The following is a 17,146-nucleotide window of genomic DNA, read 5'->3' on the forward strand; positions in this document are numbered from 1 at the left end:
GGTGCGATGAAAAGGCGGGTGGTGGGAAACGATGTCCCTTCGCGTGACGCATGACAGGAACAACGTCCTTATTGTGTCGCCGTTATCGCTGTATTGCCGGAACGATCATTCCGCCGCACCCTCGGCCCCCTGCGGCCGCGACTCGGCCGAACGCTCTCCCGCGATCAGCCCGGCCACGATGGCATTCTGGCGGGCGATAAGGATGTTCAGATCCGCCAGCGTCATCTCCTCATCCATCACGAAATGGATGAAGAGCTGGTTGAGGTTGTTGAACACGATCTCCCCCATCCCGGCGGCGTCCATATCGGCCCGCACGGCGCCGCGAAGCTGAAGCGTGCGCAGCATCGCGCTGACCTGTGCGCTCAGCCGTGCGTCGAGTTCTGTGTAGTGGCGCGAAAACGGCGTCTCCGGGTGCTGGATGGAGATCGACATGGCGGTGCGCCACATCTCTTTCGTCAGGTAGTTGAGCGAGTGGTCGTAATAGACCCGGATCAGCCCGGTCAGCGCCGCGGCCACGTCGCCCGGCGGATTGGCAAGGCGGCTGCGGCCGGTTTCCAGAACCTCCTCGACCTCCATCGCGACGGTGGCAAGCAGCAAGTCGCCCTTGTTCTTGTAGTAATTGTAGAACGTCCCGACCGAGACCTGGGCGCGATCGGCGATATCCTCGATCCGCGCGGCGTCATAGCCGGACTGCCGGAACAGATCGCCCGCCGCCTCAAGAATACGCCGGTTCCTGTCGGCTTTCTGTCTTGCCCTCAACCCGGCCATGGCGATCCCTCTTTCCTTCTAAAATTGACATTGACTTTAAAAATGAACCCGTTCAAGTTTTTTGTGACCGCCACAAGAAGCGGAATCCCACCATCAGGAGATGTGACATGTCCAAGACCCGTTTCCCCCTTCGTGCCGCGCTGGCCGGAACCGCCGCTGTCGTTACCCTCGCCGCGCCCGCCATGGCGGCGGAGGAACTGAACGCGCTGATCTGGTGCGACCATGCCGATGCCGATCTGCTCAAGCCCTTCGAGGACGCGCATGACGTGCGCGTGAACACCAAGGAATACGAAGGCACCGCCGCAGGGCTTGCCATCCTTGACCAGTCGCAACCGGGCGACTGGGACGTGATGGTGATCGACGCGGTGGACGTGGGCCGCGCTGTTGAACGCGGCGTTTTTGCGCCCCTTGACCCGGCAGAGTTTCCGATGGGCGACTACTTCCCCGAACTGACGCTCGACAGCCACAACAGCGTCGATGGCACGACCTATGCCGTCACCGAAAAGTTCGGCTACAACACCATCGCCTTCAACAAGGCCAAGGTGGATGAGGCGGATATGGAGGACATGGGCAGCCTCTGGTCCGGCAAGTATGACGGCAAGATCGCGATCTATGACTATTACCTGCCGGTGATGGGCCTTGTCGGCCTGTCGCAGGGCGTCGCGACCAAGGACCTTAGCGCCGCGAACCTCGAAACGCTCCGCGACCCGCTTTACAAGCTGAAGGCCGCGAGCCGTCAGGTCAGCGACGTGGTCGCCAGCCAGACCGCGCTTGCGACGGGTGAGGTCGATGTGCTGATCGGCGGCGGCGAATGGCTGACCGCCGTGCTGCATTCGGAAAACCCCGATCTGGACTGGACGATCCCGAAACAGGGCGCGCTTCTCTGGGCGCAGTCGATTGCGGTCCTGAAGGATTCGCAGAACCCCGATCTGGCGAAGGAGTTCGTGAAATACATCGTCTCGCCCGAAGGGCAGGCGCGGCTTGCGACTTCGTCCTGCTACTGGGGGATGCCCGTCAACAAGAAGGCGGGTGAGGTGCTGGACGACAGCCAGAAGGCCGTGCTGCGCTGGGACCAGCAGGCAGACTACCTGTCCCGCGCGCAGCTTTACCCGGTGCCGGATGCCGATCTTGACGCCGAGATGCAGTCGATGTGGACGGACATGCTGCAACAGTGACGCCAACGCGGCCGGCTTACGGGCCGGCCGCCTGACGGGAAGCCCGGTGATGAGCATCGAACAGGCAGAACGCCGCCGCGCCTCGGCGCTTGTCGCGCCCGCGCTTCTCTGGACGCTGGCCTTCTTCGTCCTGCCCTTCGCGGGGATGGTCTGGCTGAGCCTTGGCCATCTGGAGGGGCGGGAGGTCGTGGCGGGACCGGGGCCTGAGAACTACGTCCGTATCTTCACCGACCCGTCCTTTCTGAAGGGCATCCGCGTTTCGCTGGAAATCACCCTGGTGGTGACGGTGATTTCCGTGGTGCTGGCATGGCCGCTCGCCTGGATCATCGCCATGCGGGTGCCGCAGCGCTGGCAAAGGCTGGCGCTGATGCTGGCGGTGCTGCCGTTCTGGACGTCCTATGTCGTGCGCAGCTATTCCTGGGCGCTGGTCCTTGGCGCGAACGGCGTGGTGATGCAGGCGCTGATCGGGGCGGGGATCATCGACGAACCCGTGCAGATCATGGCGACAAGAACGGCTACCGTGATCGGCTTCGTCCATTTCTTCGTGATGCTCCTGACGCTGACGATCTATTCCAACCTTGTGCAGCTGTCGCCGAACTACGCCCGCGCGGCCGCTGATCTTGGTGCCTCTGGCTGGCAGGTGATCCGGCTGGTGATCCTGCCGCTGACGCTGCCCGGCGTCATGACCGGGGCCTTCCTGACCTTCGTCCTCTGCATCGGCGATTACATCACGCCGCAGATCCTTGGCGGGAATAACGAACTGACCCTGCCGCAGTTGATCATGCTGCAACTGGGGCGGCGGGGGGACTTTCCCATGGCCTCGGCGCTGTCGGTGGTGCTGATGGCGCTGGTGACGCTGGCCTATGCGGCCTCGGCCCGTTGGCTGAAGATGGACCGGGTCTGATGCGCGTGCTTGGCTGGATATATCTCGCGCTCGCCTACGGCTTCATCTTCCTGCCGGTCGGCGCGCTGGTGCTGTTCTCGTTTCAGGACGGGCGCCTGCCGGTGCCGCCCTTCAACGGGCCGACGGTGAAGTGGTATGCCGATGTGCTGGGCGACCGCGACCTGATGGCGGCGCTGGTCAATTCGCTGATGGTCGCCGCCGCGTCTTCGGCCGTGGCGCTGGTCTTGGGCTTCCTTGCCGCGCAGGGGCTGGCGCGGGTGGCACTGCCGGGATCGGTGGTGATGCGCGGCCTTCTGATCGCGCCGATGACGGTCAGCTACCTCATCATCGCGCTGGGGCTGTTGTCGGCCTTCAACCATATCGGCCTCCGCCCGTCGCTCATGGCCGCCGGGATCGGCCATGTCGTCATCAACCTGCCCTTGTGCTTCGCGATCCTCTTCGCCGCGATGGGCGCGCATCAGCAAAACGCCGAACGCGCGGCGCGCGATCTGGGCGCGTCGGAATTGCGGGTGCTGTGGCATGTCTCCGCCCCGATGCTGCGGCCAGCACTTCTGGCGGCCTTCTTCCTCTCGTTCACCTTCAGCTGGGATGAGTTCATCATCGCCTTCCTCCTGACCCGCTTCGACGTGACCCTGCCGGTGGAGATCTGGTCGATGCTGCGTTCGGGTCTGTCGCCCGCGACCAATGCCATCGGCTCGCTCGTCTTCCTCGTCTCGGTCGCGCTCTTGGTCGTGCTGGAATTCACCGTATTCAGAAAGGTGCGGAAATGACCGCCGATGTCGCCGTTCAGTCGGTTCGCCAGACTTTCAACACCTTCACCGCGCTGCACCGGATCGACCTTGAGATCGCGGCGGGGGAGTTCGTGGTGCTGCTTGGCCCCTCGGGCTGTGGCAAGACCACGCTGCTGTCAATTCTTGGCGGCTTCCTGACGCCCACGGAAGGCAGGGTGCTGATCGGCGGGCGGGACATGACCCATGTCGCGCCGAAAGATCGCCCGACGACGACGATGTTTCAGGATTACGCGCTCTTCCCGCATATGTCGCTTCGCGACAACGTGGCCTTCGGCCCCCGGATGCGCGGGTCGGGGCGGGGCGACCGCAACCGCCGGGCGGAGGAGATGCTGGCGCTGGTGGGTCTTGCCGACAAGGCGGGGCGGCGCCCGCATGAGCTGTCGGGTGGGCAGCGGCAGCGCGTCGCCTTGGCGCGCGCGCTGGCGGTGGACCCGGATGTGCTTTTGCTGGACGAACCGCTTGGCGCGCTGGACCTGAAGCTTCGCCGCCAGATGCAGGAGGAGTTGAAGGCGATCCAGCGCAAGGTCGGCACCACTTTCGTCCATGTCACCCATGACCAGGAAGAGGCGATGGCGATCGCCGACCGGATCGTGGTAATGAACGAGGGGCGGATCGAGGATCTGGGGACGCCGCAGAAGATCTACCTTGAACCACGCTCGCTTTTTTCGGCGGGTTTCATGGGAGAGGTGAACCGCATCCCGGTCAGGCCTGCGGGGCAGGGGGCGGAAAGCGCGCTTGGCCCGCTTGCCCTCACGACCGACAAGCCGGGAACGCTCTGCCTGCGCCCCGAGAATGTCGGGCTTAAGGGCAGCCTTGCGCTTGGCCCCGCGCGGCTGACGGATGCCGCCTTCTTCGGCACCTATCACCGCTGCCACTTCACCCCCGTCGCCGCGCCCGATATGCAGATCGTGGCGCATCTGCCGCTGGGCGATCTGCCTGAAACAGGGGCTGAGGTCGCGCTTTGGGGGACGAACCCGATGATATTGGAGGCCGCATGATCCGCGCGAGAGCAGAGGACTGGTACCGCATCCGCCCGCAATCGGATGGCATCACCTGGATTGATGAGCCGCATATCCAGGAATTCTACCGCTGCAATATCTGGCATGTCCGGGGGCGGGATCGGGATATGCTGGTCGACAGCGGCATGGGGGTGCTGTCCTTACGCGAATGGGTGCCGCTGGTCAGCGAACGCCCGCTCGATGCCGTCGCAAGCCACACCCATTTCGACCATATCGGCTGCCACCACGAATTTCCCTGCCGGTTGTGCCACGCGGCAGAGGCGGAAATCCTCGCCCATGCCAACCGCGACAACACGCTGGCGGGCCAATACGTCACCGACGACATCTTCCACCAGTTGCCGCCCGAACCCTACCAATCGGCCACCTATACGGTGAAGGGCGCCCCCGCGACGCGGATATTGCAGGACGGCGACGTCATCGACCTGGGCGACCGGCATTTCGAGGTGATCCACACCCCCGGCCATTCCCCCGGTGGTATCGCGCTCTGGGAGGCGGCGACGGGTGTCCTGATCTCGGGCGACATCGTCTATGACGGGCCGCTGATCGAAGGCACGACGGATGAAGAGGCGGCGCAATACATCGCCTCGATGCAGCGGCTTCTGGACCTGCCCGCGCGGGTCGTCCATGGCGGCCATTTCCCGTCCTATTCCGGGGAACGGCATCGGGAGATCATCACCGCATGGCTGAAGGAAAAGGGCGCATGACGACCACATTCAACCAGCCGCTTGGCGGCAATGACATGCCGCGTTTTGGCGGCCCGGCCACGATGATGCGCCTGCCCGCGGCGGAAAGCGCCGAAGGGCTGGATGCCTGCTTCATCGGCATTCCGATGGATATAGGCACCTCCAACCGTTCCGGCACGCGGCTTGGGCCGCGCCAGATCCGCGACGAAAGCCGGATGATCCGGCCCTACAACATGGCCACCCGCGCCGCCCCGTTCGAGGCGTTGCAGGTGGCGGACCTCGGGGACGTGCCGATCAACACCTTCGATCTGAAGAAATCGGTGAAGATCATCGAGGCGTTCTATGGCGAGGTCCTGAAACACGACGTCATCCCCCTGACACTCGGCGGGGATCACACGCTGACCTGGCCGATCCTGAAGGCGATGCGCGACAAGCACGGGCCGGTCGCCCTGATCCACATCGACGCGCATTCCGACATCAATGAGACGATGTTCGGCGAGGAGGTCGCGCATGGCTGCCCGTTCCGCCGCGCGTGGGAGGACGGGTGCCTGCTGAACGACAAGGTCTTCCAGATCGGGTTGCGCGGGTCGGGCTATGCGGCCGAGGATTTCGACTGGGGCCGCGACAAGGGCTGGACCGTGATCCAGGCCGAGGAATGCTGGTGGAAGTCGCTCACGCCGCTGATGGCGGAGATAAGGGCAAAGATCGGCGATGCGCCGGTTTACCTGACCTATGACATAGACAGCCTCGACCCCGCCTTCGCGCCGGGGACCGGCACGGTGGAGGTCGGCGGACTGACCACCTGGCAGGCCCTGGAGGTCGTGCGCGGCTGCGCCGGGCTGAACCTTGTCGGCGGCGATCTGGTTGAGGTCTCGCCCCCCTATGACCCCTCGGGCAACACCGCCCTGATCGGTGCGAACCTGCTTTACGAGATGCTCTGCGCCCTGCCCGGCGTCCCGCGCAAGGTCGCGGGCTGAGCTGTCAGAACCGCGACCACGGGGCGCGACAGAGGTTCGCGCCCGGCACCGAGGGTGGGCGCGGTTGATCTGGGCGCAGGGGTGCGCAGACCCGAAACCGTGACGCACCCCGAAACGCCGCGCGGATTTCGCGCCCGCCCTTGGGGGGCGGGGTCGGGCGCGAACCGGATCGCAGGCGATCCGGGGGCTTTATCGACGTGTCGCAACCGACGACAGCGGCCCTATAGCATTTCGGGTCTACGCTGAATCAGAATTTGAACTTATTTCGTTCGAATTCTGATACTTACTTTCTCAACACAAACCCGAAACGCTTTAAAACCGCGTCGCGCGATAGGGGGACAGGTCGATATTCGCCGCCCGGCCGGTGGCGATGTCGGCCACCAGTTCGCCCGTCTTCGGCGCCATCATCAGCCCGTAATGGCTATGCCCGAAGGCGGCGATCAGGCCGGGGAAGCCTTCGATTTCGCCGATACAAGGCAGGCTGTCGGGCAGGCTGGGGCGCTGGCCGGACCACGTCGTGTGCGCCTCGGCCCTCAGGTCTGGGGAGATGCGCCGGGCAAGGCTGATGAGCCCGGCCAGACGCTTGTCATTGACCGGCGCGTCGAGGCCCGCGAACTCTGCCGTGCCGGCCACGCGCAGCCCGTCGGACATGGAAGAGGCCACGAACTTCATCTCGGCATCCATCACCGAATGGGTGAAGCTGATACCGGGATCGGTGAAGCAGACGTGATAGCCCCGCTCCGCCTCAACCGGGATGCGGATGCCGAGGGGGCGCAGAAGCCGCGCCGACCAGACCCCCATCGCCAGAACCAGCTTGGCCGCCCGCACCTCGCCCTGATCGGTGCGGCACAGCCATTCGCCCTCTGTCCGGTGCAGCGATTGCACCGCCATGCGCCGGACCTGCCCGCCCATCCCCTGGAACTTTTCCGCCAGCACGGTCCCGACCCGGCCCGGCGATAGGGTGCGGGCCTGCCCCTTGATAAGGATCGCCGCGGTGAAGTCATGCGACAGCGCGGGTTCCAGCGCGCGCAGTTCGGCCGCGCCGATCCGCTCTACCTCCGCCCCGGCGGTGCGGCGCAATTCCCCCTCCAGCGTATCAAGCCGCGCGTCCCCGGCGTTGCGATAGGCGTGGACGTAATAGCTGTCGCGGATCAGATCCTCATGCCCGGTTCCGGCCAGAAGGCGGCGGTAGAGCGTCACGCAATCGCGGTTCAGCACCTCCATCGCGGCAGAGATGTCGCGCACCCGCCCTTCGCGCCCCTGGCCGAGGAAACGCAGCCCCCAGGGCGCCATGCGTGGCAGATAGGACGGGCGCACCGAAACCGGTCCCAAGGGGTCGAGCAGCCAGCCGGGGATCTTCTTCCACAGGCCCGGCATGGATTGCGGCACCACCGACCAGGGGGAGATGATGCCCGCATTGCCGAAGGACGTCGCCTGACCCGGCGCGTCGCGGTCGATCAGCGTGACCTTCGCCCCGCGTTCGGCCAGCGCGAGCGCGGTGCAGATGCCGACGATACCGGCGCCAAGGACGGTTACTTCCTCTGCCATGGTGCTACCCTTCCTCGGCGATCCGGCGCCGCTGGACGATCTGGGTCAGGACGGCGGGCGCGGCGATCAGCGCCGCGATCAGGTCGGCCTGAAGCGAGGGCGCGATGAAGACGATCCCGGCAAGCCCCATCAGGATGCGGAACCCGACACCCATCGGCGCCAGCCAATAGCCGACCACGGCGGTGGACAGGCAGATGACGCCTGCGATGCAGCTTGTCGCGGTATAGATGAAGGTCCAGAGGTCGAAGCCGGTCTGCGAGACGAACAACAGGACCGGCGCATAGACGAAGGCCATCGGCGCCACGATCTTGCCCAGCCCCAGCGAAAAGGCGGAAATCCCGGTGCGGAACGGGTTTGAATTGGCAATCGCAGCGGCGGCATAGGCCGAGGTGCAGACGGGTGGTGTGATCTCTGCCACGACGCCGTAATACAGCACGAACATGTGGCTCGCGATCGGCGGCACGCCCAGTTGCGCCAGCGCGGGCTGCGCGACCGAGACCAGCATGATGTAAAGCGCCGTCGTCGGCACGCCCGCGCCCATCAGGATACAGGCGATGGCGACAAGGACGAGGCTGATGAACAGCGTGATGTCCTCGACCGAGAAAAGCTCAAAACTGCCGAAGCTCAGCAGCGTATGCAGGTTGGCGCCGATCTGGCCCGCGCCCTGCGTCACCATGAAGCCGATGCGAAAGCCGACGCCGGTCGTGTTGATGACGCCGACGACGATGCCCACCGCGGCCGCCGCCGCGCCGACGGCAAGGGCGTATTTCACCCCCGTCTCGAACGTGTCGGCCATTTGCGGCAGGCGGATACGCTCTTGCGGGTTGAAGCTGCCCAGCACCGCGCAGGCGATGAGGATTGCCGACATCGGCAGGTCAAAGCCCTCGCCCGTGTATTTCCACGCCACGAAGGCGATGAAGGCGCCGGGATAGAACAGCGTCGCCGGGTTTCGCACCCGCGCCATGCCGGTGATGATCGCCAGTGAGATGCCGCAGAAGGCGGACATATAGGGCGTATAGCCGGAAAACAGCACCACCAGAAGGCCGACAAGTGGCACCATATTGGCCCAGCCATCGCGCCAGACCGTGCCGAGACGGGGCAGCATTTCCTTTGACAGGCCCTGAAGGTTCAGCCGCCGTGCCATCAGGTGAACGACGCTGAAGACGCCGATGTAGTGCAAAAGCGCGGGGAAGATCGCGGCGATGACGATGGTGGTATAGGGGACCTCAAGAAACTCGGCCATGATGAAGGCCGCGGCCCCCATGATCGGCGGCGTGATCTGTCCGCCCGCCGAGGCGGCCGCCTCGACCCCGCCCGCGAAATGGCCGGGATAGCCCAGACGCTTCATGTTCGGGATCGTCAGCGCGCCGGTCGAAACGGTATTGGCCACGGAAGAGCCGGAGATCGTGCCGAAGAAGGCGGAGGACACGACCGAGACCTTGGCAGGCCCGCCGGTATAGCGCCCGGCCAGGATCGTGGCATTGTCGATGAAAAGCTGGCCCAGCCCGGTGCGCTGCGCGATCACGCCGAACAGCACGAAGTGGAAGACGATGGTCGAGACGACCCAAAGCGTGACGCCGAAGATCCCCTCTTGCGGGAAATACATCGAGGACACGAAGGTGCGGAACTTCACGCCGGGATGCTGAAGGATGCCGGGAAAGATCGGCCCGAACAGCGCATAGGCCATGAAGACGCAGATGATCGCGGGCAGCACCCAGCCCAGCGTGCGCCGCGCGATGTCCAGAACCAGCACGATCAGGATGCAGCCGAAGATCATGTCGTAGATGTTGGGATTGCCCATGCGGAAGGTCTGTTCCTCGATCCCCAGCCAGGGAACGCCCTGCCACGCGAAACCGAGGTAAAGCGCCGAAGCCACGCCAAGCGCCATCAGAAGCACGTCGAAAAGGGGGACCCCGCCCAGATGCAGCGGGCCGGTCTTCATCTCATAGGCGCTGTGCGTCCTGAACATCGGGAACAGCGCGTAGATCAGGATGAAGAGGCCCGACAGGTGCCAGCCCATGTGCCAGTAATCCGCGGGCAGCGCGAAGCCGGCGGTCAGGTAGTGATAGGTCGCAAAGGCCAGCGCGACGACTTTCAGGAACCGCGCGAACCCGGTCGAGACGGCCCGCGTCCGCGCGCCTTCGTCATATTCCTCTTCGATCGCCGCAAGCTCTTCGGCGGTCAGGTCGCGGTCTTCGCCGCCGGTGTCGTTCTTCACGCTCATGTCACTCCCCTCGCGCCGTCTGACGGGTCAGTTGATGAAGCCGGAATAGGGCCTGCGCAGCACCGCCGCGTGGACCATGCCCGCCAATGTGATGATGTCGAAGACCGGGCGGCCCAGTTCCCGTTGCAGGGCATGGGCATAGGGCGGCAGGTCGGTGCATTCCAGCAGCAACGCCCCCACTTCGGGCGCGCGGTCAATCAGCCTGCGGCCCGCCGCCAGAAGCTCTGCCTCGATCTTCGCAAGGTCCATGTCGTTCCGTTCGCCGCGCAGGATGACGCTGGCGAATTCCTCGGTCTCGTCCATCCCCTCGACCACGATCGGCACATCCGCTGCGCCCACGCCGGAAAGGTGGGCGCCGGTCAGCGCCCTGGCCGAGGCCGTCAGCACCCCCACCGGTCGCCCCGTCATCGCGTGGATCAGCGGCGCCTGGATCAGGGCCGAGGCAAAGACCGGGACCGATACCGCCGCCGCGATCTCCTTCTGGAACAGCGCCAGGAACCCGCAGGACCCGGTGATCGCCTTGACCCCGCTCCGCTCAAGCCGCCGGGCGGCCGCAAGCAGGGGTTCGATCATGTCGGGGCTGGGATCGGTCAGCAGCCGGGGAACCGTCAGCCCCTCGATGACCTCATAGGCCAGCGTGAACGGCAGGCCCGAAGGGTTCTTGATATGGCCCGGAGGCTTGGGGAAGTAGGACTCCAGCGACAAGACGCCGATGGAAATCCCGCAGATGTTGATACCGCCTTTGACCTCGGCCATGTCCGGTCTCCGCGACAAGCGATGCGTGATGGCTTTGGCGGTCGGGGGCGGCCCTTGACGGACCGCCACCCGACCCGGAAGCGTGGCCTATTTCAGCAGGCCCGCTTCACGGTAGAAGCGTTCGGCGCCGGGATGCAGCGGCACGCCGAGGGTGTCCATGCCGCCGAGCGCGGTATCAAGCGTGATGAGCTTGCCCTTGGCATGGCCGTTGTCGAGAAGCATCCGGGTGTTTTCGTTCCAGAGCGCCTTGGTGATCCCGTAGACGAGGTCGTCGCTGAGGTCGGAGGAGACGACCAGAAGGGCGCTGACGGCGGGCGTATGCACGTCATAGTCGATGCCCTCATACACCCCCGCCGGAATGGTGGACGGGATATAGGCCGGGATGATCTCGTTGATCTTGGCGAGGTCTTCGTCGGCGAAGGAATGCAGCTCCATCCCCTTGGTGGAGGCGAGCTGCACCATCGCGGCGACCGGCCAGCCCGCAGCATAGAAATAGGCGTCGAGCTGCCCGTCGGCCAGACGTTCGGCGGACTGGCTGTTGTTCAGCTCTGCCTCTTCCATGTTGTCGCGCGTCACGCCCCAGGCTTCGAGCATTTGCAGCACCGCGACCTGCGTCCCCGATCCGGCCTGGGCGATGCCCACCCGTTTGTCCGCGAGGTCGCCGAGGTTGTTGATCTTCTGGCCCTTGGGCAGGACAAGATGCAGGTCCTCGGGGAAGAGGTTGGCGACGATGCGCAGCTTTTCGTGTTTCTTGCCCTCGAACTTGCCGGTGCCGAGATACATGTCGCGGGTCACGTCGGCGGCGGCCATGCCTGCCTCAAGCTCCCCGTTCTCCACGGCGGTGTTGTTGTAGACCGAGGCGGTGGTGGACTGGGCGATGGCGATCAGGCCCGGCACACCGCACTGGCCACCCTCTTCGCAGGGGCGCGAGCCGGGAGGGGCCGAGATGCCGTTGGCGATGGTGCCGCCGATCGGAAAATAGGTGCCACCGGCGCTGCCGGTGCCGATGCGGAAAAAGGTCGGGTCCTGCGCGGCGGCGGCACCGGCACAGAACACCGCGGCCAAAGCGGCGCCGGAAATCTGCTTCAGAAGTCCCATGTCATACTCCCTGTGAAAGACATTTCGCAGCAGCCTCGCGGAACGGGCATGCTTGGGGCCATCAGGACCGATGAAAGAAATAAAAGCAAATTCGTAATTATATGGTTTTCATAAATTGGATTGATATGCTGCGGCTATGAACCTGCAACAGCTTGCCGTCTTTCGCGAAGTCATGGAAACCGGCTCGGTCAGTGCCGCGGCGCGCAACCTCGGCCGGACCCAGCCTGCGATCAGCGCCTCCCTGAAGGCTCTTGAGGCGAACCTGGGGATGGAGCTGTTCGAGCGTGAGGGGCGCAAGCTCGTCCCCGTGCCGGAGGCGCATTACCTCTTGTCAGAGGCGGCAGAGATCCTGACGCGCGTGAGTGCGACGGAAACCAACCTTGTGGGGATGCGCAACCGGTCGAAAGGGTCGCTGCGGATCGTCGCGATGCCGGGTCCTTCGGTCTATCTGCTGCCGGACTTCGTCAGCCGGATAAAGTCCGGCGCCGACGATCTGCGGATCACGCTGTCAAGCCGCAGCTCGCCGCAGATCCTGAACCTGATCGCGGCGCAGGCCTTCGATGTCGGGTTCTGCGACCTGTCGGCGGGCAACCTGAACACCAACCTCTACAATGCCGAAACGCTGACCTGCGACTGCCTTTGCGCCGTGCCGGGCGACCACCCGCTTGCCGGGCGCCCGGTCATCGGGGCGCGCGACCTTGACGATGCGCCGATGGGGTTCCTGTCGGCCGGTCACCCGACCCATCGCGATACGCGCGCCGCTTTCGAGCGGGCAGGGGTAACCGTCGACCCACGGGTCGAGGCGCAGTATTTCATCCCCCTCTTGCGGTTCGTGGAGGCAGGGCAGATCTGCACCGTGCTGGACCCGCTGAGCGCGGAAAGCTACCGGCGCATGAATGGCGACAGGGGGCGGATCTGGTTCGCCCGCTTCGAACCCGCCGTTCCCTTCGGCTATTCGATCGTCACGCCCAAGCAACGCCCGCTATCCCTTCTGGCCCGCGATTTCGTCGGGCAATGGGGTCAGCATGTGCGCGGGATCATTGCGAAAACCGCTGGCGAAGGGCCACCGTTCGCCGGATAGCCTTCCCTGCCCTCACCGGGCATGGTCGGGAACCTCGGCCCCGTATTCCTGGATCGCCATCAGCGCGGGTGATCGGCGCAATTCGGACAGGAAGGTCGCCTGTATCCGCTTGGCAGGCTCGCCCTTGCGGGTGATGACGCAGACCGGGACCGGCTGGCTGGGGTAAAGCGGGCGGGCGGACAGCCGGTAGCGGTCGCCAACCGTCGCGGTCAGGGAATCGACGAAACCCACGCCCAGCCCGGCCTCGGCCATCAGGCAAGCAAGCGAGGAATAGCGCACCTCGGCCACCGCCTGCGTCCGCAACTCCCGCGTCAGGATGTCGGATGAAATCGCACGGTCGAGGCTGGTATTCGGTTCATACAGCACCAGCGGCAGGCCGGTGAGGTCGCGCGAGGTGATCGCCACCTTGTCCTCAAGCGGATGGCCGGGCGGAAAGACGCAGACCATCTGCGCCATGGCGAGGACCTCATAGGACAGCCCCTCACGCTCGGGCGGGTTCAGGCCAAGGCCGATGTCGGCCATCCGGGTTTCGACGGATTCCATGACGCCGGTGATGCGGCGCGTGTCCAGATGCACCCGCACGGCCGGTCGGCGCGAGAGGAATTCCCGCAGCGCCTGCGGGATCAGCGCATTGGCCAGGGGCGGCGTCCCGACGACGCGCAAATGCCCCGCCTCGCTGCGCTGGCGGGTTTCGATCCGGTGGCTGAACGCCTGGTAGAGCGAGAAGATGGATTCGCTATCGCGGTAGATCTCATCGGCATCGGGGGTCGGCACAAGGCGGTTGCCGAGACGTTCGAACAGCGGAAAGCCGATCCGCGCCTCCATCTGCCGGATCATGTTGGACACGGCGGGCTGCGAGACGTTCAGCGCCTTGGCGGCGCCCACGGTCGTGCGGGCGCGCACCACCTCGCGGAAGGTTTCCAACTGTCTTAGCGTGAACATGGATCGCCCCGGCTGCACAATTCGGATGCAGTATAAGCAAACATTATTCCGCAGGTGAAGTATTTAATAACCAGCTATATTGCCTCACGCTCCGCCCCTGTGTTGAACTTTCCCGTGCAGGGTGCGGGCTGGCCTCTCACCACGTTCGGCGGCCCGGTTCTTCCCGGTCTGGCCATGGCGCCCATGCAAACCAACAGAGAGGAAACACAAAAAATGAAAATCATGATCAGCAGCCTCGCGCTATCGCTCGCCCTCTGCGGCGGCGCGCTGGCGCAGGACAAGTTCACCGTCGCCCTCGACGGCACCTTCGCGCCCCATGCGATGCCGACGATGGATGGCGGGGTGGAGGGGTTCAACGTCGATCTGGCCAATACCATCGGCGAACGTCTGGGCGCCGAGATGGAGATTGTCGCGACCCAGTTCTCCGGCATCCTGCCGGGCCTTCAGGCGGGGACCTATGATTTCGTCGTCGCCCCGACCACCATCACCGAGGAACGCGCGGCGAATTACCTCTTTTCCGAGGGCTACCTGAACACCGACTTTCAGTTCCTCGTGAAGGCGGACGCCCCTGACGTGACCGATCTGAACGGGTTCAAGGGCAAGGTGATCTCGGTCAACAAGGGCTCGGCCTATGACAGCTGGGCGCGTGGCCTGGCCGATGAGGTGGGCTGGACCGTGGAAAGCTACGGCACGGCGACCGACGCGGTGCAGGCGGTGCTGTCGGGCCGCGCCGATGCCACGGTCGCGGGCAACACCGTCATCGCCTGGGCGGCGCAGAAGACCCCCGGCGTGAAGCTCAGCTATCTGCACTCCACCGGCCTTGTCTGGGGGATGCCCTTCCGCAAGGGGGATGAGGCGTTGCGCGCGAAGGTCGAGGCGGTCATCGAATGCATGAAGGTCGATGGCACCATGGCGGCGATGCACAAGAAGTGGTTCGGGACCGATCCGGCCGAAGGCTCCGCCGCGCTGACACCGCGTCCGGGCTGGGGCGAACCCGGCTTTGACGGCTATGTCGAAGACGACCACACGCCCGGCTGTGCGTAAGCCGGAGGCAGAGAATGGCGGGGCCGCGCCCGGTGCGGGGCGGCCCACGCTTGAGGTGATCGGGCTGAGGAAATCCTTCGGCACGCTCGAAGTGCTGAAGAATGTCAGCCTTGCGGTGGAGAAGTCCGAAATGGTCTTCGTCCTCGGCCGCTCCGGTTCGGGCAAGTCCACCATGCTGCGCTGCTGCAACCGGCTGGAGGAGCCGGACGCGGGCGAGATCCTTCTGGAAGGCCAGCCGATCACCGGCAGCGGCGTCAACCTTGACAAGGTGCGGCGCCGGATCGGGATGGTGTTCCAGGGCTTCAACCTCTACCCCCATCTCGACGCGCGGCGGAATATCACGCTGGCCTTGCGCAAGGTGCTGAAGCAGTCGCGGGATGAGGCCGACACCCGCGCCGCCGCCGCGCTGACCCGCGTCGGGCTGGCCGACAAGGCGGGCAACTACCCGTCGCAACTGTCGGGTGGCCAGCAGCAGCGCGTCGCCATCGCGCGCGCCATTGCGCTGGAACCGGCGGTGATGCTCTTTGACGAACCGACCTCGGCGCTTGACCCCGAACTGGTGGGCGATGTGCTGGGCGTCATGCGGGAGCTGAAAGAGGACGGCATGACGATGCTGGTCGTCAGTCACGAAATGGCCTTTGCGCGCGAGGCCGCCGACCGCGTGGTCTTCATGGCCGATGGCCATATCGTCGAACAAGGCCCGCCCGAGGATCTGTTCACCAACCCGCAGCACGAAAGCACCCGCGCTTTCCTGTCCCGCTACAGTTACGGTCCATGAGCAATCTGGACCGTTTCATAGAGACCTTCCTGAACGGGGCAGTGCTGGCGAAATACACGCCCGCGATCCTTCAGGGCGTCTGGGTGACGATCGAACTGTCGATCCTGATCGTCATCGCCGGGACGCTTCTGGGAACGTCTCTGGCCTGTATCCGCGCCTACCGGCTGCGCCCCGTGTCGTTCCTGATCGTGATCTATGCCGACATCTTCCGCGCCCTGCCGCCCCTGGTCCTGATCCTGCTGGCCTATTTCGGCCTGCCCAATGTCGGTGTGACGCTGTCAAGCTCCACGGTCCTTTTCGTGATCCTCGGCCTGACGCTTGGCGCCTTCGCGGAAGAGATCGTCTGGGCGGGCATCACCTCCACCGACAAGGGCCAGTGGGAGGCGGCGCGCTCGACCGGCCTGGGCTTTACCCAGACGCTGATCTTCGTCGTGCTGCCGCAGGCGGTGCGGATGGTGATCCCGCCGCTGACGAACCGCGCCATCGCCATCACCAAGATGACCGCGCTTGGCACCGTGATCGGGGTGCCGGATATCCTGAATCAGGCGACGACGGCGCAAAGCTTTTCGGGCAATGCCTCGCCCCTGACGCTGGCGGCCGTCGCCTATGTGGTCCTGTTCCTGCCCTTTGTGATCCTGTCGCGCTGGCTGGAAAGCCGCTTTGCCTGGAAGAAGGGCTGACACATGGACCAGTTGATCCAGCAGTTCTTCAATATCGACATCATGGTGCAAGCCCTGCCGACGATCCTGCGCGGGTTGGGGATGACGCTTCTGATCTGCGCGGTGGTCATTCCGCTGGGCCTTGCGGGCGGGCTGATGGCGGCGCTGGCCTCGACCGCGCGGTCGCGCTGGCTGCGCTGGCCCGCGGTGGCGCTGGTCGATCTGTTCCGCGCGATACCGCCGCTGGTCCTCTTGATCTTCGTCTATGCGGGCCTGCCCTTCGCGGGCATACGCCTGTCGCCCTTCGTCGCGGTCGCCATCGCGTTCCTCCTGAACAACTCCTCCTATTACGGAGAGGTCTTCCGCGCGGGTCTGATCTCCATCGGCAAGGGCCAGTGGGAGGCGGCGCGATCGACCGGCCTGACCCAGCGCCAGACGCTGACCCATGTGATCCTGCCGCAGGCCACCCGCAACGTGCTGCCCGACCTGATCTCCAACACGGTCGAGGTGGTAAAGCTGACCTCGCTCGCCTCGGTCGTGTCGCTGGGGGAGTTGCTGCATGCTGCCGACCTGGCCCGGTCGGTGACCTACAACGCCTCGCCACTGACGCTGGCGGCGGGGGTTTATCTTGTCCTGCTCTGGCCCGTGGTGCGGCTTCTCAGCCGCTACCAGCGCCGCATTGCTGTCTGAAAGGAAGAT

17 protein-coding genes are annotated in these 17,146 nt (G+C 65.0%); 11 read left to right on the forward strand and 6 right to left on the reverse strand.

Going from position 1 to position 17,146, the window contains the following annotated elements; translation table 11 throughout:
* Nucleotides 1-105: 105 nt before the first annotated feature.
* Nucleotides 106-768: a TetR/AcrR family transcriptional regulator gene (locus LX70_RS14090; RefSeq protein ID WP_105515420.1), complete on the reverse strand. Its 663-nt coding sequence runs from the start codon at nt 766-768 to the stop codon at nt 106-108.
* A 107-nt stretch (nt 769-875) separates the two neighbouring features.
* Between LX70_RS14090 and LX70_RS14095 the strand changes: the two genes are divergently transcribed.
* Genes LX70_RS14095 through speB form a run of 6 tightly spaced genes read left to right on the forward strand, consistent with a single transcriptional unit; the run spans nt 876 to nt 6,317 of the window.
* A complete protein-coding gene (locus tag LX70_RS14095; RefSeq protein WP_105515421.1) occupies nt 876-1,943 on the forward strand; it encodes an ABC transporter substrate-binding protein in 1,068 nt (355 codons plus the stop codon).
* Nucleotides 1,944-1,992: 49 nt separating this feature from the next.
* Nucleotides 1,993-2,847, forward strand: a complete 855-nt coding sequence (locus LX70_RS14100; RefSeq protein ID WP_105515422.1) for an ABC transporter permease — start codon at nt 1,993-1,995, stop codon at nt 2,845-2,847.
* Entirely contained in the window at nt 2,847-3,617 is a 771-nt protein-coding gene (locus LX70_RS14105) for an ABC transporter permease (RefSeq protein WP_105515423.1), read from the forward strand. The genes LX70_RS14100 and LX70_RS14105 overlap by 1 nt, the downstream gene beginning before the upstream one ends.
* The gene (locus tag LX70_RS21140) at nt 3,614-4,636 is read left to right on the forward strand and encodes an ABC transporter ATP-binding protein (protein WP_105515424.1); all 1,023 of its coding nucleotides are present in this window, start codon (nt 3,614-3,616) and stop codon (nt 4,634-4,636) included. Before LX70_RS14105 ends, LX70_RS21140 begins: the two co-directional genes overlap by 4 nt.
* Nucleotides 4,633-5,361, forward strand: coding sequence for an MBL fold metallo-hydrolase (locus LX70_RS14115; RefSeq protein ID WP_105515425.1), 729 nt, complete (start codon nt 4,633-4,635; stop codon nt 5,359-5,361). Before LX70_RS21140 ends, LX70_RS14115 begins: the two co-directional genes overlap by 4 nt.
* Nucleotides 5,358-6,317 (forward strand): agmatinase, encoded by a 960-nt coding sequence (gene speB, locus LX70_RS14120; RefSeq protein WP_105515426.1) that lies wholly within the window; start codon nt 5,358-5,360, stop codon nt 6,315-6,317. The genes LX70_RS14115 and speB overlap by 4 nt, the downstream gene beginning before the upstream one ends.
* Before the next feature lie 312 nt (nt 6,318-6,629).
* Here speB and LX70_RS14125 read toward each other — a convergent pair whose 3' ends face one another.
* The 4 genes from LX70_RS14125 to LX70_RS14140 all read right to left on the reverse strand — a co-directional run bounded on the left by LX70_RS14125 (nt 6,630) and on the right by LX70_RS14140 (nt 11,943).
* Nucleotides 6,630-7,865: an NAD(P)/FAD-dependent oxidoreductase gene (locus tag LX70_RS14125; RefSeq protein ID WP_105515427.1), complete on the reverse strand. Its 1,236-nt coding sequence runs from the start codon at nt 7,863-7,865 to the stop codon at nt 6,630-6,632.
* A 4-nt stretch (nt 7,866-7,869) separates the two neighbouring features.
* The gene (locus LX70_RS14130; protein ID WP_105515428.1) at nt 7,870-10,089 is read right to left on the reverse strand and encodes a TRAP transporter permease; all 2,220 of its coding nucleotides are present in this window, start codon (nt 10,087-10,089) and stop codon (nt 7,870-7,872) included.
* A gap of 27 nt (nt 10,090-10,116) precedes the next feature.
* Nucleotides 10,117-10,845: an aspartate/glutamate racemase family protein gene (locus LX70_RS14135; protein ID WP_105515429.1), complete on the reverse strand. Its 729-nt coding sequence runs from the start codon at nt 10,843-10,845 to the stop codon at nt 10,117-10,119.
* Nucleotides 10,846-10,932: 87 nt separating this feature from the next.
* Nucleotides 10,933-11,943 (reverse strand): TAXI family TRAP transporter solute-binding subunit, encoded by a 1,011-nt coding sequence (locus tag LX70_RS14140; protein WP_105515430.1) that lies wholly within the window; start codon nt 11,941-11,943, stop codon nt 10,933-10,935.
* Between the two features lie 136 nt (nt 11,944-12,079).
* Here LX70_RS14140 and LX70_RS14145 point away from each other — a divergent pair, with 136 nt between their 5' ends.
* The gene (locus LX70_RS14145; protein WP_105515431.1) at nt 12,080-13,024 is read left to right on the forward strand and encodes a LysR family transcriptional regulator; all 945 of its coding nucleotides are present in this window, start codon (nt 12,080-12,082) and stop codon (nt 13,022-13,024) included.
* Nucleotides 13,025-13,036: 12 nt separating this feature from the next.
* Here the strand turns inward: LX70_RS14145 and LX70_RS14150 are convergent, their stop codons facing one another.
* Nucleotides 13,037-13,966, reverse strand: coding sequence for a LysR family transcriptional regulator (locus LX70_RS14150; protein WP_105515432.1), 930 nt, complete (start codon nt 13,964-13,966; stop codon nt 13,037-13,039).
* A gap of 213 nt (nt 13,967-14,179) precedes the next feature.
* On the opposite strand from LX70_RS14150, the gene LX70_RS14155 reads away from it, so the two are divergent.
* Genes LX70_RS14155 through LX70_RS14170 form a run of 4 tightly spaced genes read left to right on the forward strand, consistent with a single transcriptional unit; the run spans nt 14,180 to nt 17,137 of the window.
* Nucleotides 14,180-15,010, forward strand: a complete 831-nt coding sequence (locus tag LX70_RS14155; protein WP_105515433.1) for a transporter substrate-binding domain-containing protein — start codon at nt 14,180-14,182, stop codon at nt 15,008-15,010.
* The gene (locus LX70_RS14160) at nt 14,976-15,788 is read left to right on the forward strand and encodes an amino acid ABC transporter ATP-binding protein (RefSeq protein WP_105515434.1); all 813 of its coding nucleotides are present in this window, start codon (nt 14,976-14,978) and stop codon (nt 15,786-15,788) included. The genes LX70_RS14155 and LX70_RS14160 overlap by 35 nt, the downstream gene beginning before the upstream one ends.
* A complete protein-coding gene (locus LX70_RS14165; protein ID WP_105515435.1) occupies nt 15,785-16,468 on the forward strand; it encodes an amino acid ABC transporter permease in 684 nt (227 codons plus the stop codon). Before LX70_RS14160 ends, LX70_RS14165 begins: the two co-directional genes overlap by 4 nt.
* Nucleotides 16,469-16,471: 3 nt before the next feature.
* Nucleotides 16,472-17,137: an amino acid ABC transporter permease gene (locus LX70_RS14170; RefSeq protein WP_105515436.1), complete on the forward strand. Its 666-nt coding sequence runs from the start codon at nt 16,472-16,474 to the stop codon at nt 17,135-17,137.
* The last annotated feature ends 9 nt before the right edge of the window (nt 17,138-17,146 follow it).

Source organism: Albidovulum denitrificans, from assembly GCF_002973535.1.
In the GTDB taxonomy this organism is placed as follows: Bacteria; Pseudomonadota; Alphaproteobacteria; order Rhodobacterales; family Rhodobacteraceae; genus Albidovulum; species Albidovulum denitrificans.